This is a genomic window from Leclercia sp. M50, from assembly GCF_037150775.1.
In the GTDB taxonomy this organism is placed as follows: domain Bacteria; phylum Pseudomonadota; class Gammaproteobacteria; order Enterobacterales; family Enterobacteriaceae; genus Enterobacter.
Genome location: NZ_JBBCPK010000083.1, coordinates 1 through 19,700 on the forward strand (window position 1 = coordinate 1; position 19,700 = coordinate 19,700).

Genomic DNA, 19,700 nt, shown 5'->3' on the forward strand with positions numbered 1-19,700 from the left:
CAGGCGTCGAAAACCACGGTGGCACATTGCGCATCTGGTTTAATTTTAAAGGTAAGCGTGTCAGGGAAAGTCTCGGTGTCCCTGACACCGCTAAGAACAGGAAGATCGCCGGGGAGCTGCGGACATCGGTATGTTTTGCCATCCGCACAGGCACATTTGATTATGCGGCACAGTTTCCGGATTCCCCTAACCTCAAGACTTTTGGGGTGGGTAAAAAAGAAATTACAGTGTCAGAGCTTGCAGAAAAGTGGCTGGATCTGAAGAGGATGGAAATCTGCGCGAACGCACTCAACCGTTATGAGTCAGTCGCAAGGAATGTGGTGCCCAGGATCGGGGGTAATCGGCTTGTGTCGGCGGTGACCAAAGAGGAACTGCTGTATATCAGGAAAGATTTGCTGACCGGTCACCAGACGCCAGTTAAGGGAAAGGCTCCGGCGAAGGGACGAAGTGTTGTCACCGTGAATTATTACATGACAACCATTGCCGGAATGTTTCAGTTTGCCGCAGATCACGGCTACGTAGAGGCAAACCCCTTCGAGGGGATGAAACCTCTTAAAAAAGCCAGGGCAGAGCCAGATCCGCTAACTCGTGACGAATTTATTCGCCTGATCGATGCATGCCGGCATCAGCAGACGAAAAACCTGTGGTCACTTGCAGTTTACACAGGGGTACGTCACGGGGAGCTGACCTCCCTGGCCTGGGAGGATATCGATCTTGAAGCTGGAACAATAACAATCAGGCGTAATTATACAAAACTGGGCGAATTCACTCTACCGAAAACTGAGGCGAGCACAAACAGGGTCATACACCTTATCCAGCCCGCGATCAGCGTCCTGAGGAATCAGGCGGAAATGACCAGGCTTGGAAAGCAGCATCACATTGATGTGCAGCTGCGCGAGTACGGCAGAACGGAGAGCCACGACTGTACATTTGTCTTCAACCCTCAACTGGTCAGAAGATGTCAGCATGTCGGGTTCATCTACAAAGTCGACTCGATAGGTGATTTGTGGGATGCAGCGGAGAAGCGAGCAGGGATAAGGCACAGGAAAGCTTATCAGTCGCGTCACACGTATGCGTGCTGGTCACTGTCAGCTGGCGCTAACCCCAGCTTTATTGCAAGCCAGATGGGCCATGCGAGCGCCCAGATGGTCTTCAATGTGTACGGGGCGTGGATGGCTGACAGCAGCAGTGAGCAGATCGCGATGCTGAATCAGAGGCTTGCGAGTTTTGCCCCACAGATGCCCCAAAGCCTGCAAAGCAGCACCAGAGCATTATTGAAATCAGTAAGTTAAATACGAATGCCCGACATGTTAATTGCGTGGAAGGTAACACCACGCTCTATGCCCTGCCTAAACCTGAAGTGGTGGCGCGCTGGCGGGAGCAGACCGACGACGACTTTCGCTTCTGCTTTAAATTCCCGGCTACCATCTCCCATCAGGCGGCGCTGCGTAACTGTGACGATTTAACTACAGAATTTTTTACCCGCCTGGCGCCGCTGGCCAACCGTATTGGCCAGTACTGGGTGCAGCTCCCCGCCACTTTTGGCCCACGCGATCTGCCCGCGCTATGGCAGTTTCTCGATGCCCTGCCCCGGGAGTTCACTTATGGCGTTGAGGTTCGTCATCCTGAATTCTTCATGAAAGGCGAGGCGGAGAAAGCGCTTAACCGCGGTCTGCATGAGCGCGGCGTCAATCGCACCGTTCTCGACAGCCGCCCGGTTCACGCCGCCGTGCCGCATAACGAGGCCATCATCGACGCCCAGCGTAAAAAACCGAAGGTGCCGGTACATGCTGTGATGACCGCCAGCAATCCGATGGTGCGTTTTATCGGTAGCGACAACATGCCGCAAAACCAGGCGCTGTTTGCTGTCTGGTTACAGACTCTGGCGAAGTGGGAACAGACCGCCACGCCATATCTTTTTTTGCATACCCCTGATATCGCCCAGGCGCCACAACTGGTCGATGCTCTCTGGCACGCCTTGCAGGCCGTGGCACCGTCCATCGGCGACGCCCCCGCAATTCCGCAGCAATCTTCTCTTTTCTGAGCTCACCCCCTATCATAGAAGTGCCATCTGCCAAAAAACAGGGAGTTTGTATGGTTTGCGCGCTGTATGCGGTACTGGGTGCGTTGCTGTTAATCAAGTTTTCGTTCGATATTGCGCGCCTGCGGATGTTGTACCGCGTCTCTTATGGCGACGGAGGTTTCTCTGAGTTGCAAACCGCAATCCGCATTCATGGCAATGCGGTGGAATATCTCCCGGCGGCACTGATCTTGCTGTTATTTATGGAAATGAATGGCGCAGAGACCTGGATGGTGCACGTCTGCGGCCTGCTGCTGATCCTTGGGCGCCTGATGCACTACTATGGTCTCCATCAGCGTCTGTTCCGCTGGCGCCGCTCCGGCATGAGCGCGACCTGGTGTTCGCTTGTGCTAATGGTGCTGGCTAACCTGTGGTATATGCCCTGGGAGTTGGTTTTCTCCCTGCATTAGCGCACAATACGCCCCTTTATTTATCCCGGATTTTTACGTTATGTCAGATCGCGACACGCTTTTTTCTGCGCCTATCGCCAGTCTGGGCGACTGGACCTTTGATGAACGGGTGGCTGAAGTCTTCCCGGATATGATCCAGCGCTCGGTCCCCGGCTACTCTAATATCATCTCCATGATCGGCATGCTGGCGGAACGTTTTGTTCAGCCGGACACGCAGGTCTACGATCTGGGATGTTCGCTGGGCGCAGCCACGCTGTCGGTTCGTCGTAATATTAAGCACGACGGTTGCAAAATTATCGCCGTCGACAACTCACCGGCCATGGTTGAACGCTGCCGGCGCCATATTGACGCCTGGAAAGCCCCGACCCCGGTAGAAGTGGTCGAAGGCGATATCCGCCATATCGAGATTAAAAACGCCTCGATGGTGGTGCTGAATTTTACCCTGCAATTCCTGGTGCCCGAAGACCGTCAGCTATTGCTGGACAAAATTTATCAGGGGCTGAACCCTGGCGGCGCCCTGGTGCTGTCGGAAAAATTCAGTTTCGAAGATGCCACCGTCGGCGAACTGCTGTTCAACATGCACCACGATTTCAAACGTGCCAACGGCTACAGCGAGCTGGAGATCAGCCAGAAGCGCAGCATGCTGGAAAATGTGATGCTGACCGATTCGGTTGAGACTCACAAAGCCCGTCTGCACAAGGCCGGATTCCCGCACAGCGAGCTGTGGTTCCAGTGCTTCAACTTTGGCTCACTGGTAGCGCTGAAAGGCGGTAACGCATGATTGATTTCGGTAATTTTTATCAGCTGATTGCCAAAAACCACCTCTCCCACTGGCTGGAAACCCTGCCCGCGCAGATTGCCGCCTGGCAGCGTGAATCCCTGCACGGCCAGTTTAAGCAGTGGAAAAATGCGGTGGAATTCCTGCCGGAGATGACGCCCTATAAGCTCGACCTGCTGCACAGCGTTACCGCCGAGAGCGAACAGCCGCTGAGCGAAGGCCAGATGCTGCGTCTCGAAAACCTGATGCGCAACCTGATGCCGTGGCGCAAAGGGCCGTTTTCTCTCTACGGCATGCAGATCGATACCGAATGGCGTTCAGACTGGAAGTGGGAGCGCGTGCTGCCGCACCTCTCTGATTTAACCGGACGCACCATTCTGGATGTCGGCTGCGGCAGCGGCTATCACATGTGGCGCATGATTGGCGCAGGCGCCCATCTGGCGGTAGGCATCGATCCGACCCAGCTGTTCCTCTGCCAGTTCGAAGCGGTGCGCAAACTGCTTGGCAACGACCAGCGCGCGCACCTGCTGCCGCTGGGGATTGAGCAACTCCCGGCGCTGGCCGCGTTCGACACCGTCTTCTCGATGGGCGTGCTCTACCATCGCCGCTCCCCGCTGGAACACCTCTGGCAGCTGAAAGATCAGCTGGTCAACGGCGGTGAACTGGTGCTGGAGACGCTGGTGGTGGAAGGGGATGAGAACACCGTGCTGGTGCCAGGGGATCGCTATGCCCAGATGCGTAACGTCTACTTTATTCCGTCGGCGCTGGCGCTGAAAAACTGGCTGGCGAAGTGCGGTTTTGTCGATATCCGCATCGCGGATGTCTGCCCTACCACTACCGACGAACAGCGCCGCACCGAGTGGATGACCACCGAATCTCTGGCCGAGTTCCTCGATCCGAATGACAGCAGCAAAACGATTGAGGGGTATCCGGCTCCGGTTCGCGCAGTGTTGATTGCTACCAAGCCGTAATTTATGCCGGGTGGCGGCTGCGCCTTACCCGGCCTACAAAAACGGTGCCGTGTCGCCGGAAAATGCATAAAAAAAGACCCCTGTTGAAATTGCAGGGGCCTGGTACAAACAAGCATCATATTGGGCGACATGATGCGCGGTAAAAACTGTTTTAGCGACAATAGCGTGCAATTATCGCCTTCATCTCTGCAACCGACTCTCCTTCGACGCCGTAGCGGGAATATTCATCCGCGTCGGCATCCGTCGACATCGACAAGCCTGTGTTGCGATAGCGCATGGGTGACGGTAGCCACTTCCCTGCCGAGCTGTGCAACTCTTCCACCCCTGCCCGCAAAAACGTCTCCAGATTGGCGGCGCGAACGCCAGCACCCGCCATTATTATTGGAACACCTGATTGGGCTTTTAGTTCCTTAATTAATGAAATACCTTTTTCGGCGGAGGCGTGTTGACCCGAAGTCAGCACGCGCGCAACCCCCAGTTCCGCGAGGTTTTCAAAGGCTTGCCGCGGATTTACACACATATCGAAGGCGCGATGAAAAGTTACCGCCATTCCCTTTGCAGCAGCCATAATCTGGCGCATGCGCGGCATATCGATATGACCATCTTCATTCAGCAGGCCGATGACCAGCCCCGGGAAACCCAGCGCCTTAACGAGGGCGATATCCTCCAGCATGGCGTTAAATTCGCCGCTGCTGTAGCAAAAGTCCCCGCCGCGGGGTCGAATAATCGGGTGAACCGGAATGCTCACCGCCTGACGCACCGATTTCAGCACCCCATAAGAGGGAGTCAGTCCGCCCTCTTTCGGAGCGGCACAGAGTTCAATACGATCGGCGCCATGCGCTTGCGCGGTCACGGCGCACGCCATGCTGTAACAACAGATCTCCAGCAATGCCACGAAATCTCCTTATAACCTGTTGGGTTTTGCATCATGCCATGCCGCTTTCCCCGCGACACGGCGTTACCTCACAACTCTTTCGCTTTATTGTTCGCTGGCGACAATCTCTTCGATTGTCCAGGGGTGAAACTTCACCGTCACGCTGCCGTCGGTAACCGCCAGGGTCGGATTTGGCAGGCGCTCGCGCTCCCCTTTTGGCGAGCTGGTTTTCACAAAAATGCCAGGCTGGCTTAAGCCCTCATCAGAGAGCAGCGCCAGGGCGCGGGCATTCAGGGTATCCGGGTCGCCGGGGAGGACGATCTCGATATGCTCCCAGCCTTCGTGGGGGTAGCGTTTTTCACCCGGCCAGGGCAGCTCAACCACCGTAAAGCGCCAGTGGGCGACGCAGATGGGTTCATGCAGCTTAAAGAGGCAGATAGGACGGCCATTGATGATGTTCTCCGAGAGCAGTTCGCCGCACTGCTCAAACCCTCGCCGCCAGCGCTCCGCCGTGGCATTCTGATGGCAGCGCAGGGAGATGTGGTCCGCCGCGAGCGGAGCGATATCCAGACCCAGGCGAGCGGAAAGCGCCGCAAAGGCGTCAGTGAAACGCGGTAAATCGGCTGCAATATCCTGCAGGTCGTCAATAGATTGCCAGTTCGCCATCATCAGTACTCTTATCGTCATGCAAAAGCGTTAATTTACTCTGTTGCTGGCCTGCGACCAACCGCTGTTTTGAGCCAGTGCTGACGGCAACGGGCAATTGCAGTATACTCCCGGCCTAAATTCGTTAACGGGCGCGGCAACGTGATGCGCGCGTCAAAAATGTAAGGTATCCCGGTGAATATTCAGGCTCTTCTCTCAGAAAAAGTCAGTCAGGCACTGATTGCTGCAGGCGCACCTGCAGACTGTGAACCGCAGGTTCGTCAGTCCGCGAAAGTACAGTTTGGCGACTATCAGGCCAATGGCGTGATGGCCGTAGCGAAAAAACTGGGCATGGCGCCACGACAACTCGCAGAGCAGGTTCTGTCCCATCTGGATCTCAGCGGTATTGCCAGCAAAACCGAAATCGCCGGACCGGGCTTTATCAACATTTTCCTCGATCCTGCCTTCCTGGCGCAGAACGTCGATGCCGCGTTGCAGTCCGATCGTCTGGGTGTGGCGCAGCCGCAGCCTCAGACCATCGTCGTTGACTACTCTGCCCCGAACGTGGCGAAAGAGATGCATGTCGGCCATCTGCGCTCCACCATCATCGGTGATGCCGCGGTACGCACCCTGGAGTTCCTCGGCCACAACGTAATCCGCGCGAACCACGTCGGCGACTGGGGCACCCAGTTCGGGATGCTGATCGCCTGGCTGGAAAAGCAGCAGCAGGAAAATGCCGGTGAAATGGCCCTGGCGGACCTCGAAGGCTTCTACCGCGATGCGAAAAAGCACTACGACGAAGATGAAGCCTTTGCCGAGCGCGCCCGTAGCTACGTAGTGAAACTGCAGGGTGGCGATGCGTACTTCCTTGAGATGTGGCGCAAGCTGGTGGACATCACCATGTCCCAGAACCAGATCACCTATGACCGCCTGAACGTCACCCTGACCCGTAAGGACGTGATGGGTGAAAGCCTTTATAACCCAATGCTGGCCGGTATCGTGGCCGATCTGAAGGCCAAAGGCCTGGCGGTCGAAAGCGAAGGCGCGACGGTGGTGTTCCTTGATGAGTACAAAAACAAGGAAGGCGAACCGATGGGCGTCATCATCCAGAAAAAGGATGGCGGCTTCCTCTACACCACCACCGATATCGCCTGCGCGAAATACCGCTACGAAACCCTGCATGCGGATCGCGTCCTCTATTACATCGACTCCCGTCAGCACCAGCACCTGATGCAGGCGTGGACCATCGTGCGTAAAGCGGGCTATGTACCGGACTCCGTACCGCTGGAGCACCACATGTTCGGCATGATGCTGGGTAAAGACGGCAAGCCGTTTAAAACCCGTGCGGGCGGCACCGTGAAGCTGGCGGATCTGCTGGACGAGGCGCTGGAGCGTGCCCGCCGTCTGGTGGCGGAGAAAAACCCGGATATGCCTGCCGATGAGCTGGAAAAACTGGCCAACGCCGTCGGCATCGGTGCGGTGAAATACGCGGATCTCTCCAAGAACCGGACCACCGACTACGTTTTCGACTGGGATAACATGCTGGCGTTCGAAGGTAACACCGCGCCGTACATGCAGTATGCCTACACTCGCGTGCTGTCTGTCTTCCGTAAGGCTGACATCGATGAAAGCGTACTGGCCCGGACGCAGGTGACCATCACCGAAGATCGTGAAGCGCAGCTGGCGGCGCGTCTGCTGCAGTTCGAAGAGACGCTCTCCGTGGTCGCCCGCGACGGCACCCCGCACGTGATGTGTGCCTACCTGTACGATCTGGCGGGCCTGTTCTCCGGCTTCTACGAGCACTGCCCTATCCTCTCTGCCGAGAGCGAAGCGGTACGCAACAGCCGCCTGAAGCTGGCGCAGCTGACGGCGAAGACCCTTAAGCTGGGTCTGGATACCCTGGGTATCGAAACCGTAGAGCGTATGTAACATCGGTGCCTGGTTAACGCCTGATGGCGCTTCAACCGGTTATCGCAATAACACAAAACCCGGCGCAAGCCGGGTTTTGTGTTTGTAGCCCCGGTAAGCGTAGCGCCACCGGGGAGTGCAGTGGTCAAAAATACTTGCGCAGATACTCCGTCAGACAGAGGATGGCCATCGCCTGTCCGTATGGCATTGAGGTCAACGGGATCTGGCGATAGAACGCCAGATCGCTGCCCATGCCGGTACCGAACGAGGTTTGCAGCAGTTCCCCTTCCGGGGAGATGTTCTTCACGATCCCGCGAATGGCTCTCTCCGCCACCTCCGCATATTCGGCCCCCACATAGCGCTTGCGTACCGCTTTCAGGATCCCGTAGCTGAACCCGGCGGTGGCTGAAGCCTCCAGATAGGAGTTGGGATCGTCGAGCAACGTATGCCACAGGCCGCTCTCATCCTGACACTTCGCCAGGGCAGCAATCTGCGCGTTCAGCACCTGCACCAGATAGCGGCGCACGGCGTTATTTTCCGGCAGATCCACCAGCTCAAGGAAATCAGGAATAACGATCGTCAGCCAGCTGTTGCCGCGCGCCCAGCGGGCGTTGGCAAAGTTGTGGTGGCCGTCGTAGTTCCAGCCGTGGAACCAGAGCCCGGTCTCCCGATCCATCAGGTTCTGCACGTGCAGCAGGAACTGATAGACCGCCTCCTCAACATAGTCGGGTTTATTGAGCAGTTTACCAATCTTCGCCAGCGGCAGGACGGTCATCATCAGGGTGTCGTCCCACATCTGCTGGTGGTTCTCCTCCGCCAGGGTGATGTGCTGCATACCGCCGTGATCGGTGCGCGGCATCTCGTTCATCGCCCACTCCGCCCAGCTCTCCAGCCACGGCAGCCAGGCCGGGTTGCGCGTCTCTTCATAGCGATATGCGAGGGTCAAAAACGGCGACATGGTGTTGACGTTTTTGGTGGTGGCCCCTTCGGCAAAACGCTCGGCAAACCAGCTGTCGATGATATCGCGCATCGCTTCATCCCCGGTCTGGCAGTAATACTGCCAGATACCGTAGAGACCAACGCCGTGAGTCCACTCCCAGCCCGCCCAGCCTTTGGTGTCGATTACCCGCCCGTCGTCCAGCCGCAGTAAAAACTCGCCGGTTTTATCGTGAATGTTCACCAGGTTATGCGTCACGTTTTGGATCAGCGTTTTCAGTTCATCTCTGGCGATAAAACGCTCTGGCTGACGCAGTAACGGGCTATGTTTGACAGGCCAAACCTTCATAATCTTAACCTCTGTTGTATGTCGAATTCAGTGGAGCACGTTCTTTCAGGGACGGTGCAGCGGGTTTATTGCGGTTCAGATAGCCGATGTTGTTGTTTCCCCACAGGCAGTCGTAAGGCATACCGGCCAGCATCTCAACCGTGGCGCGGGCCTGCGGCGTGGCGGCCTCCGGCATCGCGCGGCCAGATTCACGCATTTTGGCCGTCTCTTCACGCAGCGTACTGTGCGTCTGTAAATTCAGCTTAAAGCGCAATGACACCAGGAAACCGCAGGTCAGCACCAGAATAGTGCCCACGCTCAGGATCATCAGAATGGTGTGGCTTACCCCTTCCGGCTGCACCTTCTGGCCGCTGACAAAGCCAGACATCTGCATGACGATACCCACCAGCATGATGGCTCCCGCCTGGGACGCTTTACGGGTCAGAGTCATGATCCCGGCAAAGATCCCTTCGCGGCGCTGGCCGGTGATGACTTCATCCACATCAGCGATATAGGTGTAGGTGTTCCACGGCACATAGTTGATCCCACCGCGACCCAGACCCGCCAGGGCAGAGACCAGCAGCAGCAGCGCGTAGATGTCGCTCATACCGGCGTAATACAAACCGGCATAGGAGAGCGACGCCAGACCAAACAGCACCACCACCATGCGGTACGACGGTGCCGGTCCAAAGCGGATGCAGAGCGGGATCATCGCGATAACGGCCAGGAACTGGAAGATAGCCATGGTGCCCAGCAGATTCGAGGCCATAGAAGCTTCCTGCATCAGCACAAAGACCACGTAGTAGGTAAAGACGGCGTTGAACACATCCTGAGCGATGTAGCCCCCAAGGTACATCCCCAGGTGCTGGCGGAAGATTTTGATCCGCAGGGTAGAGCTCAGCTCAACGAACAGACGGTTCAGGCTCTGGCCGAGGGTCAGTTTTTTCTTCTCCTCTTCGGCGCGCAGCGCGGCTTCGCTCCACTCTTCACGCGGACGTTCCCAGGTGAAGAACCAGACGAAGGTCAGCATCAGGGCGCACAGCACCGAGAAGACCAGGCTGGCATAGAAGAAGGAGATGGCGTTGTCTTTACCGAAGTGGGTTAACAGAATACCCGGCAGGAACGAGGCCAGAATCGCCGACATCTGCGCCATAGAGATACGCGCGCCGGAGAACTTGGTTTTCTGTTTGAAATCGTCGGTCATCTCCGGCACCAGCGTTTCGTACGGGACCAGGATCATGGTGTAGACGATATCGAAGATCAGATAGGTCAGCAGGTAGTACCAGAAGCCCATATCGCCGACCCACATCAGCGAGTAGCTGAAGACGCAGGGGATGCCGAGCAGAATAAAGAACTTGCGGCGGCCAAAGCGTTTGCCAAGCCAGGTGGTGCCAAAGTTATCGGTCAGGAAGCCCATCAGCGGACTGACGACGGCATCCAGAACCCTTGCCGCCGCAAAGATGAAGGTAGCCTCAATCGGCGTGAGGCCACAGAAGGTGGTGTAGAAATATAATAGCCAGGCAGCGGTCAGCGCTGTGGTCCCTGCCCCGAGAAAATCACCCGATCCGTAAGCAAGATAGTTCGCGAGTCCAATTTTACGTGTTTTCATTACCGTCGACCCTGTAAGTTTTAGATGACTCCCGGTTAACGCGACGCCAACGGGAGTGACTAGACGGTTACAGTAAGAGTATCGCTTACGGGATACCTTTCTGTTTCTGCCACCGCCAGGCGGCAACTGGCAAAAATGCAAAGAGAATTACTACGCGTGTCACTGTTTTATAAAACAGCGTTTCTTTTGCTTCAAAAGGAGGGGTCAGTTTTGCGAGCCAGTCATCAGAATAGCCTGATAACTGGCGAAAAAGCGATCACTAAACGGTCTGTTCAGAGGGTTGTGTTGGTAAGCAGCAAAGCCAGAGAATATAGATAGCCGCTAATACATTTAGCGTAATCGTGATGAACGCCGTCACCTGCTCTGCAGAGTGATTATCTACCGGGATAAGCATAACCTGATGAATACCCGTCAGAATGAGCGGCAGGATCAGCAGAATGAAGAGTAGCGCCCCGCCAAACCACCACCCCGATTTTCCTGCATCGTGCATTCGGCGGATACCCAGCGAGACAACTGGTACGAGCAAGATTACCGGGGCAAGCGCCCTGAGCGGAAGCCAGACAAACCAGGCCCACACCAGTATCATTCCCCCGCGGCCGGTACGATCGGCAATCAATGCTATGAGAAAGCAATAACTCAGTGCGGCAATAAAGAGAACAATCGCTATATTAATGACGATAAATAACCAGAACTCTCTTCTTGTCGCTCGCCCCTTATAGACGAACGCCTTTTTCCAGCCGTCGAAATAACAATCCTTAATACTTTTATGCATACCTTCATCCTTTTAAAAGAATATCCCTGAGTGATTAAGCATTACTTATTTAATTTTCCTGAGATGATTACCGAACTGACCTTTAGCGCCTCTGAAATCAGCAATAAAAATAACGCCACAGCGACGTTCCCCGGAGTAATCCATTTCATAATCCAGGGTAAAAAGGTGAGAGACGGCACAACCACCAGCAGGCGCAAGGGGGTCTGCGCAGCTACCAGGTAGCCGGCCTTATTCCATGCGGTAAGGAGAAACAGAGCAGAAAACACAATGGACAGGGTTGTTATCATTGACAAAACAAAGAGAATAAGGAGCCAGTAGCTGCCACCCTGTTCTGAATAAAGCGCGCTAAAATTGATAATATCATCAACGAAAGGAATACGCCCCTGGGTACTACTCTTCCAGACATAGGTTGCCAGATATAAAACATCCATAACCCCCCAAAACATGCATACTTGCCGAAAGCTCAATTTCATACCTGCTCCCTTTTGCATTATTGCGTTCCATCATTGATATGTATATCACATTATCTCAGCGCGTAGAGTATATTCTCCGGATGTTGACTTCCAGAGCTATTCTCTTAATGAAAAGAGTGAGGGAAAAAATTAACAGGGCAAGAAGAGCAGGAAAAATAACGAAGCCTGTGGAATGACACCCCCATTCCGTTCGGGCGAACGGAATGGAGTCAGAGGGTTAGCGGTAGTTCACAATCACTTCGTTACGCTGAACCTTCAGGGCCGGGATAAGGCGACCGCCGCCAGGGACTTCCCAGATAAAGCGCAGCGGCTCGACGGCGGGCACGTTGTTGAACGCATGGGTCGTGCCGCTGGCCCCATCCAGTTCGGTACAGCGCGTCTGGGAACAGAGCCGCACCCGCAGCCCGGCGGGGGTTGGGCCATTCAGCTCATAGCGCCAGGCCACCAGAGTCATCAGGCCCGATACCGGCTGCTGCGCCGACAGTGGGCGTGACGAAGCCGCCACGCCACGGTGGGTAAGGGTCAGGCCGATACTGCTGGCCTGCCATGCCCCCTCCCCTGCGGCCTGCGCCATCAGCGGCAGGGCCAGTAACCAGAGTAATTTACGCATTACTGGCCTCCGATGGTGGCGGTCATGCGGATATGGCGGTTGTCCGACAGCTCCATATTCGACAGCACGACCAGCTGCGACAGGCTGCGGCGCAGGAAGCGCGAGAGCAGCGGACGCAGGGCGTGATTCACCAGCAGCACCGGTGGCGCCCCCAGCATCTCCTGACGCTGCAACGCCTCCTGGGTTTGCGCCAGCAGACGATCCGCCAGCCCCGGCTCCAGCCCGCCGCCGCCCTGCAACGCCTGCAGCAGCAGACGCTCAAGCGGCGTGTCGAGTCCAATCACCTGCACCTCGCCGGTACCCGGGAACCACTGCTGAGTGATGGCGCGGCCTAACGCCACGCGCACCACCGCCGTCAGCTCGTGCGGATCGTTCTGCAGCGGTGCATGCTCGGCCAGAGTCTCCAGAATGGTGCGCATATCGCGGATCGGCACTTTCTCGTCGAGCAGATTTTGCAGCACCTTGTGCAGCGTGGTCAGGGTCAGTACACCCGGAACCAGATCTTCGGTGAGCTTCGGCATCTCCTGAGTGACGCGATCCAGCAGCTGCTGCGCCTCCTGGCGGCCGAACAGCTCTGCGGAGAACTGACCAATCAGGTGGTTAAGATGAGTTGCCACGACGGTACTGGCTTCCACCACGGTATAGCCCTGGATCTGCGCCTGCTCTTTCAGGGCACTTTCGATCCAGATGGCGGCCAGGCCAAAGGCCGGATCGATAGTTTGTTCACCCGGCAGCGTACCCGCCGCGGTGCCAGGGTTAATGGCCAGCCAGCGCCCCGGATAGGCATCTCCGCTGCCGATCTCCACCCCTTTCATCAGAATGCGATAGCGCGCAGGAGGCAGATCCATGTTGTCGCGGATATGCACCACCGGCGGCAGGAAGCCCATGTCCTGGGCGAATTTTTTACGAATACTGCGGATACGTCCCAGCAGTTCGCCATCCTGCTGGAAATCGACCATCGGGATCAGGCGGTAGCCCACTTCCATGCCCAGCGAATCTTCCAGCTGGACGTCGTTCCAGGTGGCTTCCACCGCCTGGGTGTTTTCCGGCATTTTCACCGGAGCAGGCTCGCTCTTCGGTTTGGCTTCGCGTCCGCGTAGCCACCAGGCCAGCCCCAGCAGTGCGGCGGTGAACAGCAGGAAGACGAAGTTCGGCATTCCCGGCACCATGCCCAGCAGGCCAAGTACCGCGGCAGAGAGCATCAGCACGTTCGGGTTGTTGAACAGCTGCCCGACCATCTGCTCGCCGACGTCCTGATCGGTGGCGACGCGGGTTACGATCACACCGGCTGCGGTGGAGATCACCAGCGCCGGGATCTGGGCGACCAGACCGTCACCAATGGTCAGCAGCGTGTAGCTCTCTGCTGCCTGGCCCATAGCCATTCCGTGTTGCAGCACGCCCACCAGCAGGCCGCCGATCACGTTGATCACCATGATCAGAATACCGGCGATGGCATCGCCGCGAACGAACTTACTCGCACCATCCATCGAGCCGTAGAAGTCCGCTTCCTGGGTCACTTCGGCACGGCGTTTTTTCGCTTCATCTTCGCCAATCAGACCGGCGTTGAGATCGGCGTCAATCGCCATCTGTTTACCCGGCATCCCGTCCAGGACGAAACGCGCGCCAACTTCTGCGATACGCCCCGCACCTTTGGTGATAACCATGAAGTTGATGATCACGAGGATGATAAACACCACGATCCCGATGGCGAAGTTGCCGCCGACCAGAAAGTGGCCAAAGGCCTCAACCACCTTACCTGCCGCCGCGCCGCCGGTATGCCCATCCATCAGAATGATACGGGTGGAGGCGACGTTCAGCGCCAGACGCAGCAGCGTGGTGAAGAGCAGGATGGTCGGAAACGCGGCGAACTCCAGGGTGCGCTGGGTGAACATCGCCACCAGCAGCACCATAATGGAGAGCGCAATGTTGAAAGTGAAAAGCAGGTCGAGGATGAATGCCGGCAGCGGCAACACCATCATCGACAGGATTAGCAGGATGAGGATCGGCCCGGCAAGGATCTGCCATTGAGTCGATTTCAGGTTGCCGGGGAGGCGCAACATTGCCACCAGATTAGCCATCAGAGTCCTTCTCGTTCATAAAATCCAGCGCGGCAGGCACCGGGAGATTCTCAGGTTTGACAGGTCGTTGACCACCGGCAAGACGCCAGCGCTTCAACTGCCATACCCACGCCAGCACTTCCGCGACTGCGGCATAGAGCTGGCCCGGGATCTGTTGTCCTATTTCCGCATGCCGGTAGAGCGCACGCGCCAGTGGCGGCGCTTCCAGCATCGGGATACGGTTTTCATTACCAATTTCGCGGATGCGCAGCGCGATAAGCCCCGCCCCTTTCGCCACCACTTTAGGCGCGCTCATTTTGTTTTCGTCATATTGCAGCGCAACGGAGTAGTGGGTTGGGTTGGTAACAATCACATCCGCTTTCGGTACATCTTCCATCATCCGGCGACGTGCGGCGGCACGCTGCATCTGGCGAATACGCCCTTTGACGTGCGGGTCACCTTCCATCTGCTTATGTTCATCCCGGATGTCCTGGCGGGACATGCGCAGTTTTTTAATGTGGCTGTAGATCTGGAAGAAGACGTCAAATCCGACCATCGGGATAATCGAGAGCACCACCAGCAGCGAACAGAGCCCCACCAGATTGAGCGCGTTGCGCATGGCGGTGAACGGCGACTCGCTGATCAGGCGCATCATCTCCGGCCAGTTATGCCAGATAAAAAATCCCGCCACGCTGCCCATCAGCGTCGCTTTCATCAACGCCTTCAGCAGTTCGGCGGCGGTCTGCGCGGAGAACATTTTCGCGATACCAGGCAAGGGGTTCAGCTTGGAGAGTTTAAACTGCAGCGATTTCCCGCTGAACACCAGCCCGCCCAGCATCACCGGCGATACGATAGCCACCAGCACCACGCCGGTGATTAACGGCAGCAGCGCGACCATCGCGCTTTTGATCAGCAGGATAATCTGGCTGAGGATCAGGTTAGGGTCGTTGACCATGCTGTGATCGAAGCGCAACCCGGCCGAGAGCATGCCGGCCAGTCTGCGGGCAAGGGACTCCCCGCCTATCCAGATAATGCACACGCCAACCAATAAAATCAGCAGCGAGGTGAGTTCTCGGGATCGGGGTATTTGCCCGTCCTCACGCGCTTTTTCAAGTCGGTGGGGTGTGGGGGCTTCTGTTTTGTCGTCGCTGTCTTCTGCCACGGCAAGCATCTCGCAGGTAGAGGTCTGGACGATATGATGCCAAAGCCGCGCCTGACCAATGCGTTAATTAGGGGCGTGAAAAGGGCTGATTTAGGGCTTTCGCCTGTGACAGGGAAAATGGAAGAACAAAACGCCACCTTTACAGGTAGCGTTTTTGCCTGGCGGCGCTTCGCTTGCACAGGCCTACCGGAACCGCGCAATATGATGATATTGAAGGTTTTGTAGGCCGGGTAAGCGCAGCGCCACCCGGCAATTCCAGCAAAACGCAGGCTATCAGAACCCTAAGCTGTCCAGCAGGTCGTCAACCTGGTCCTGGCTTGCCACGACACCGGCTTTGGTGGTGTCGAGCTGGGGGCCATTCAGCAGGCTTTCGTTTTCGCGTTGTGGACGTGCGGAAGGTTCCGGCATGTTCTCCAGCAGCACCATTAACAGCTGACGCTCAATCTCCTGGATCACGTCCATCATGCGCTTGATCACCTGACCCGTAAGGTCCTGGAAATCCTGCGCCATCATGATGTCCAGCAGCTGGGCATTAGTGAAGCTGGTATGGTCCGGCACCGCTTTCAGGTAGTGACGAGTATCGGTCACCAGTTCGCGGGCGTCGGAGAGTTCGATCGGATTTTCGAACCATTCGTCCCAGCGTTTGGTCAGCGCTTTTGCGCCCTTTTCCATCTCGTCCTGATGCGGCTGTGACGCTTCAACACTGTTCAGCGCACGCTCTGCCGCCTGGGCAGTCATCTGTACAACATAATCCAGACGGTCGCGGGCATCGGGAATCGCTTCCGCCGCTTCCGCAATCGCCTGATCTAGGCCCAGCTCACGCAGGCTGTCGCGCAACATACGCGTCAGGCTGCCGATGCGGGCAATTATGTCGCCGGGTGAATGCTCATCCGTAGGTTTAATCGAAGGCTGCATCATCTCCCGTACCTCACATGCCGAGTTTCTCGAAGATCTTACCGAGTTTTTCTTCCAGGGTTGCCGCGGTGAATGGTTTCACCACATATCCGCTTGCGCCAGCCTGTGCCGCAGCAATGATGTTCTCTTTCTTCGCTTCAGCCGTCACCATCAACACAGGCATAGAGGCCATCGCGGCATTCGCACGAATGGTTTTCAGCAGTTCCAGACCATCCATGTTCGGCATGTTCCAGTCGGAAATAACAAAACCAAAGCCGCCAGCATTCAGTTTGTTCAGCGCATCAACGCCGTCTTCTGCTTCTTCTACGTTATTAAAACCCAGCTCTTTAAGCAGGTTGCGCACGATGCGACGCATGGTGGAAAAGTCATCCACAACCAAAAACTTGAGCTCTTTGTCCGCCATAAAACTACACTCCTCGTTAAATACGTATTGCCTGTCCGGCACTGATTTTCGCCAGCATCTGCTGACTAACCTGACTAAGATCGACCACTTCGCTGACGCCACCCATATTGATGGCCTCGCGCGGCATGCCGAACACCACACAACTTGCTTCATTCTGCGCGATGGTCCAGGCGCCAGCCTGGTGCATCGCCAGCATTCCGGCGGCGCCATCGTTGCCCATCCCCGTCAGGATCACCCCAACGGCGTTGCGCCCCGCGTGTTTCGCCACCGAATGAAACAGCACATCCACCGACGGACGGTGCCGGTTAACCGGCGGCCCGTCATGAATTTTGATTTGATAGTTAGCGCCGCTGCGCGCCAGCTCCATATGCTTGTCGCCCGGGGCGATATAGGCATGCCCCGGCAGAACGCGTTCGCCATCCTCCGCCTCTTTCACGCTAATCTGACACAGCTTATTCAGACGCTCCGCAAACGAGCGGGTAAAGCCTGGCGGCATATGTTGAGTGATCAGAATACCTGGGCTTGAAAGCGGCAATGGCTGGAGTACATGACGAATTGCCTCTGTTCCGCCGGTAGAGGCGCCGATAACCAGCAGCTTTTCCGAGCTCAGCAGCGGACCGGCTTTCAGGGTGGCGGGGGCCGCCAGCGGCTTATGCGTGGCAACCCGCGCCCTGGCCGCGGTACGAATTTTTTCGGCGATCATCTCGCTGTACGCCAGCATCCCCTCGCGAATGCCAAGCTGCGGTTTGGTGACGAAATCCACCGCCCCCAGCTCCAGCGCCCGCAGGGTGATTTCGGACCCTTTGCCGGTCAGAGAAGAGACCATCACCACCGGCATTGGCCGCAGACGCATTAACTTTTCGAGGAAGTCGATGCCGTCCATGCGCGGCATTTCGACATCCAGGGTCAGCACGTCGGGGTTATATTTTTTAATTAAATCCCGGGCTACCAACGGATCGGCGGCCGTCGCCACCATCTCCATGTCGCTGTGGCTGTCGATAATCTCAGTCATGATCTGGCGCATTAACGCTGAATCATCAACTGACAAGACCCTGATTTTACTCATGCTTTATCCTTACTCAGCGCATATACCGTCTGGCCACGCAGGCTAAACTCGCGCACAAGATTGCTGAAGTTCTCCGAGTGCCCGGCAAACAGTAAACCGTCAGGTTTGAGCAACGGCACAAAGCGGCGCAGGATCTCCTGCTGCGTCGTTTTGTCGAAATAGATCATCACGTTACGACAGAAAATGGCGTCAAAAGGCCCCGCCACGTTGTACTGCTTCTCCAGCAGGTTGACCATGGAGAACTCCACCGCATTTGCCAGTTCGCTACGCACCCGCACCAGCCCTTCGTGCGGACCGGTGCCACGCATGAAGTAGCGCTGAAGCTGCTGGGGTGACAGCGTTTTTAGCTCCTCCTGGCGATAGATCCCGCTCTGTGCTTTTTGCAGCACCTCGGTATCTATATCGCTGGCGATCACCTTCCAGCGGCCCGGGGCGGTACCCAGCGTGTCGGCCAGGGTGATGGCGAGCGAGTAAGGCTCTTCCCCGGTCGACGCCGCCGCGCTCCAGACGCGATATTCGCCGCCGCTGCGGCGGCGGGCATGCTCCGCCAGCACCGGGAAGTGGTGTGCTTCCCGGAAAAAGGCGGTCAGGTTGGTGGTCAGGGAGTTGATAAACGCCTGCCATTCCGCGCTGTTTGGATTTGCTTCCAGCATCCCCAGATAGCGACCAAAATCATCCAGTCCGAGCGTGCGCAGGCGACGCACAAGGCGGTTGTAGACCATGTCCCGCTTGTGATCGGCCAGCACAATCCCCGCGCGCTGGTAGATTAACTGACATATCCGACGGAAATGCGCGTCGGACAGCGCGAGGCGCTGTGTCATCTGTAACAATAATGACGATTGCCCTGAGGGCAGTGGTGATGTCATAGCGCCTTCTTACTTAATCACGTTCAGGTTCCGACTGGTACGGCCTGCGACCGCCCGACTTCTGTAACTGTTTCAACACGTTCATTCACATTAAATACTGCCACCAGCGAGGTAAGGTGATCCGCCTGGCCGGCTAACTGATCGGTGGCTGCCGCGGCCTCTTCCACCAGCGCGGCGTTCTGCTGAGTCACCTGATCCATCTGACTTACCGCCTGCGCCACCTGCTCAATACCGCGGCGCTGTTCATCGGATGCGGAGGCGATTTCGCCCATAATGTCGTTAACCCGGGTGACCGAGCTGACGATCTCGGTCATGGTTTTCGCCGCCGTGTCCACCAGCGCCGAACCCTGCTGAACGCGGGACACCGACTCTTCAATCAGCACCTTAATCTCTTTCGCCGCGTTGGCGCTGCGGCTCGCCAGGTTACGGACCTCGCCAGCCACCACCGCAAAGCCACGCCCTTGCTCGCCCGCGCGGGCGGCTTCGACCGCGGCGTTCAGCGCCAGAATATTGGTCTGGAACGCGATGCCATCGATCACGCTGATGATGTCGCCAATCTTTTGCGAACTGGCGGCGATCTCATTCATGGTGTTCGCCACGTGGGATGCCTGTTCGCCCCCCTTCTTCGCCGTCTGCGCCGCGCTCTTTGCCAGACCAGAGGCCTGGCGGGCGTTGTCGGCGTTCTGCCCGACGGTGGCGGTTAACTGCTCCATGCTGGCTGCCGTTTGCGCCAGCGATGCCGCCTGCTGCTCGGTGCGCGAAGAGAGATCGTTATTGCCCTCGGCAATTTCGGCGATCCCGGTGTGCATGGCGTAACTGCCCTGACGCACCTCCGAT

At 56.9% G+C, this 19,700-nt stretch carries 20 protein-coding genes; 6 read left to right on the forward strand and 14 right to left on the reverse strand.

Features of this window, described 5'->3' with window-relative positions:
• From WFM46_RS18065 to cmoB, 5 genes are all read left to right on the forward strand, one after another.
• On the forward strand, nucleotides 1-1,292 hold a 1,292-nt coding region (locus WFM46_RS18065), incomplete at its 5' end, for a tyrosine-type recombinase/integrase (RefSeq protein WP_336998167.1).
• Nucleotides 1,271-2,044, forward strand: coding sequence for a DUF72 domain-containing protein (locus tag WFM46_RS18070; RefSeq protein WP_336998174.1), 774 nt, complete (start codon nucleotides 1,271-1,273; stop codon nucleotides 2,042-2,044). The genes WFM46_RS18065 and WFM46_RS18070, both read left to right, overlap by 22 nt.
• A 50-nt stretch (nucleotides 2,045-2,094) precedes the next feature.
• Nucleotides 2,095-2,490: an MAPEG family protein gene (locus WFM46_RS18075; RefSeq protein WP_103180070.1), complete on the forward strand. Its 396-nt coding sequence runs from the start codon at nucleotides 2,095-2,097 to the stop codon at nucleotides 2,488-2,490.
• A gap of 40 nt (nucleotides 2,491-2,530) precedes the next feature.
• Nucleotides 2,531-3,271, forward strand: a complete 741-nt coding sequence (gene cmoA / locus WFM46_RS18080; protein ID WP_103180071.1) for a carboxy-S-adenosyl-L-methionine synthase CmoA — start codon at nucleotides 2,531-2,533, stop codon at nucleotides 3,269-3,271.
• Nucleotides 3,268-4,239, forward strand: a complete 972-nt coding sequence (cmoB, locus tag WFM46_RS18085; protein WP_103822389.1) for a tRNA 5-methoxyuridine(34)/uridine 5-oxyacetic acid(34) synthase CmoB — start codon at nucleotides 3,268-3,270, stop codon at nucleotides 4,237-4,239. The genes cmoA and cmoB overlap by 4 nt, the downstream gene beginning before the upstream one ends.
• Nucleotides 4,240-4,390: 151 nt before the next feature.
• Here the strand turns inward: cmoB and cutC are convergent, their stop codons facing one another.
• Nucleotides 4,391-5,134, reverse strand: coding sequence for a copper homeostasis protein CutC (gene cutC, locus WFM46_RS18090; protein WP_159339519.1), 744 nt, complete (start codon nucleotides 5,132-5,134; stop codon nucleotides 4,391-4,393).
• A gap of 84 nt (nucleotides 5,135-5,218) precedes the next feature.
• Nucleotides 5,219-5,779, reverse strand: coding sequence for a VOC family protein (locus WFM46_RS18095; protein WP_336998175.1), 561 nt, complete (start codon nucleotides 5,777-5,779; stop codon nucleotides 5,219-5,221).
• Nucleotides 5,780-5,953: 174 nt separating this feature from the next.
• On the opposite strand from WFM46_RS18095, the gene argS reads away from it, so the two are divergent.
• A complete protein-coding gene (gene argS / locus WFM46_RS18100) occupies nucleotides 5,954-7,687 on the forward strand; it encodes an arginine--tRNA ligase (protein WP_103180075.1) in 1,734 nt (577 codons plus the stop codon).
• Nucleotides 7,688-7,811: 124 nt separating this feature from the next.
• On the opposite strand, the gene bglB is transcribed toward argS, so the two are convergent.
• From bglB to WFM46_RS18160, 12 genes are all read right to left on the reverse strand, one after another.
• Nucleotides 7,812-8,951: a beta-galactosidase BglB gene (gene bglB / locus WFM46_RS18105; RefSeq protein WP_156654802.1), complete on the reverse strand. Its 1,140-nt coding sequence runs from the start codon at nucleotides 8,949-8,951 to the stop codon at nucleotides 7,812-7,814.
• 4 nt (nucleotides 8,952-8,955) lie between these two features.
• Nucleotides 8,956-10,539, reverse strand: coding sequence for an MFS transporter (locus WFM46_RS18110; RefSeq protein ID WP_159339520.1), 1,584 nt, complete (start codon nucleotides 10,537-10,539; stop codon nucleotides 8,956-8,958).
• 259 nt (nucleotides 10,540-10,798) lie between these two features.
• A complete protein-coding gene (locus WFM46_RS18115; RefSeq protein WP_336998168.1) occupies nucleotides 10,799-11,311 on the reverse strand; it encodes a DUF805 domain-containing protein in 513 nt (170 codons plus the stop codon).
• A gap of 41 nt (nucleotides 11,312-11,352) precedes the next feature.
• Nucleotides 11,353-11,802: a hypothetical protein gene (locus WFM46_RS18120; protein WP_336998169.1), complete on the reverse strand. Its 450-nt coding sequence runs from the start codon at nucleotides 11,800-11,802 to the stop codon at nucleotides 11,353-11,355.
• Between the two features lie 199 nt (nucleotides 11,803-12,001).
• On the reverse strand, nucleotides 12,002-12,394 hold the full coding sequence (flhE, locus tag WFM46_RS18125; protein ID WP_103822397.1) for a flagellar protein FlhE: 393 nt from the start codon (nucleotides 12,392-12,394) through the stop codon (nucleotides 12,002-12,004).
• Nucleotides 12,394-14,472: a flagellar biosynthesis protein FlhA gene (flhA, locus tag WFM46_RS18130; RefSeq protein ID WP_336998170.1), complete on the reverse strand. Its 2,079-nt coding sequence runs from the start codon at nucleotides 14,470-14,472 to the stop codon at nucleotides 12,394-12,396. Before flhA ends, flhE begins: the two co-directional genes overlap by 1 nt.
• The gene (flhB, locus tag WFM46_RS18135) at nucleotides 14,465-15,613 is read right to left on the reverse strand and encodes a flagellar biosynthesis protein FlhB (protein ID WP_336998171.1); all 1,149 of its coding nucleotides are present in this window, start codon (nucleotides 15,611-15,613) and stop codon (nucleotides 14,465-14,467) included. Before flhB ends, flhA begins: the two co-directional genes overlap by 8 nt.
• A 273-nt stretch (nucleotides 15,614-15,886) precedes the next feature.
• Nucleotides 15,887-16,531 (reverse strand): protein phosphatase CheZ, encoded by a 645-nt coding sequence (cheZ, locus tag WFM46_RS18140; protein WP_103180082.1) that lies wholly within the window; start codon nucleotides 16,529-16,531, stop codon nucleotides 15,887-15,889.
• 10 nt (nucleotides 16,532-16,541) lie between these two features.
• Nucleotides 16,542-16,931: a chemotaxis response regulator CheY gene (gene cheY / locus WFM46_RS18145; protein WP_032611971.1), complete on the reverse strand. Its 390-nt coding sequence runs from the start codon at nucleotides 16,929-16,931 to the stop codon at nucleotides 16,542-16,544.
• Nucleotides 16,932-16,947: 16 nt separating this feature from the next.
• Nucleotides 16,948-17,997, reverse strand: a complete 1,050-nt coding sequence (locus WFM46_RS18150; RefSeq protein ID WP_336998172.1) for a protein-glutamate methylesterase/protein-glutamine glutaminase — start codon at nucleotides 17,995-17,997, stop codon at nucleotides 16,948-16,950.
• Nucleotides 17,994-18,863 carry a protein-glutamate O-methyltransferase CheR gene (cheR, locus tag WFM46_RS18155; protein WP_103180084.1) on the reverse strand — a complete coding sequence of 290 codons (870 nt, stop codon included), beginning with the start codon at nucleotides 18,861-18,863 and terminating at the stop codon, nucleotides 17,994-17,996. Before cheR ends, WFM46_RS18150 begins: the two co-directional genes overlap by 4 nt.
• Before the next feature lie 23 nt (nucleotides 18,864-18,886).
• Nucleotides 18,887-19,700: methyl-accepting chemotaxis protein (locus WFM46_RS18160; RefSeq protein ID WP_336998173.1), on the reverse strand; the 814-nt coding region annotated here is incomplete at its 5' end.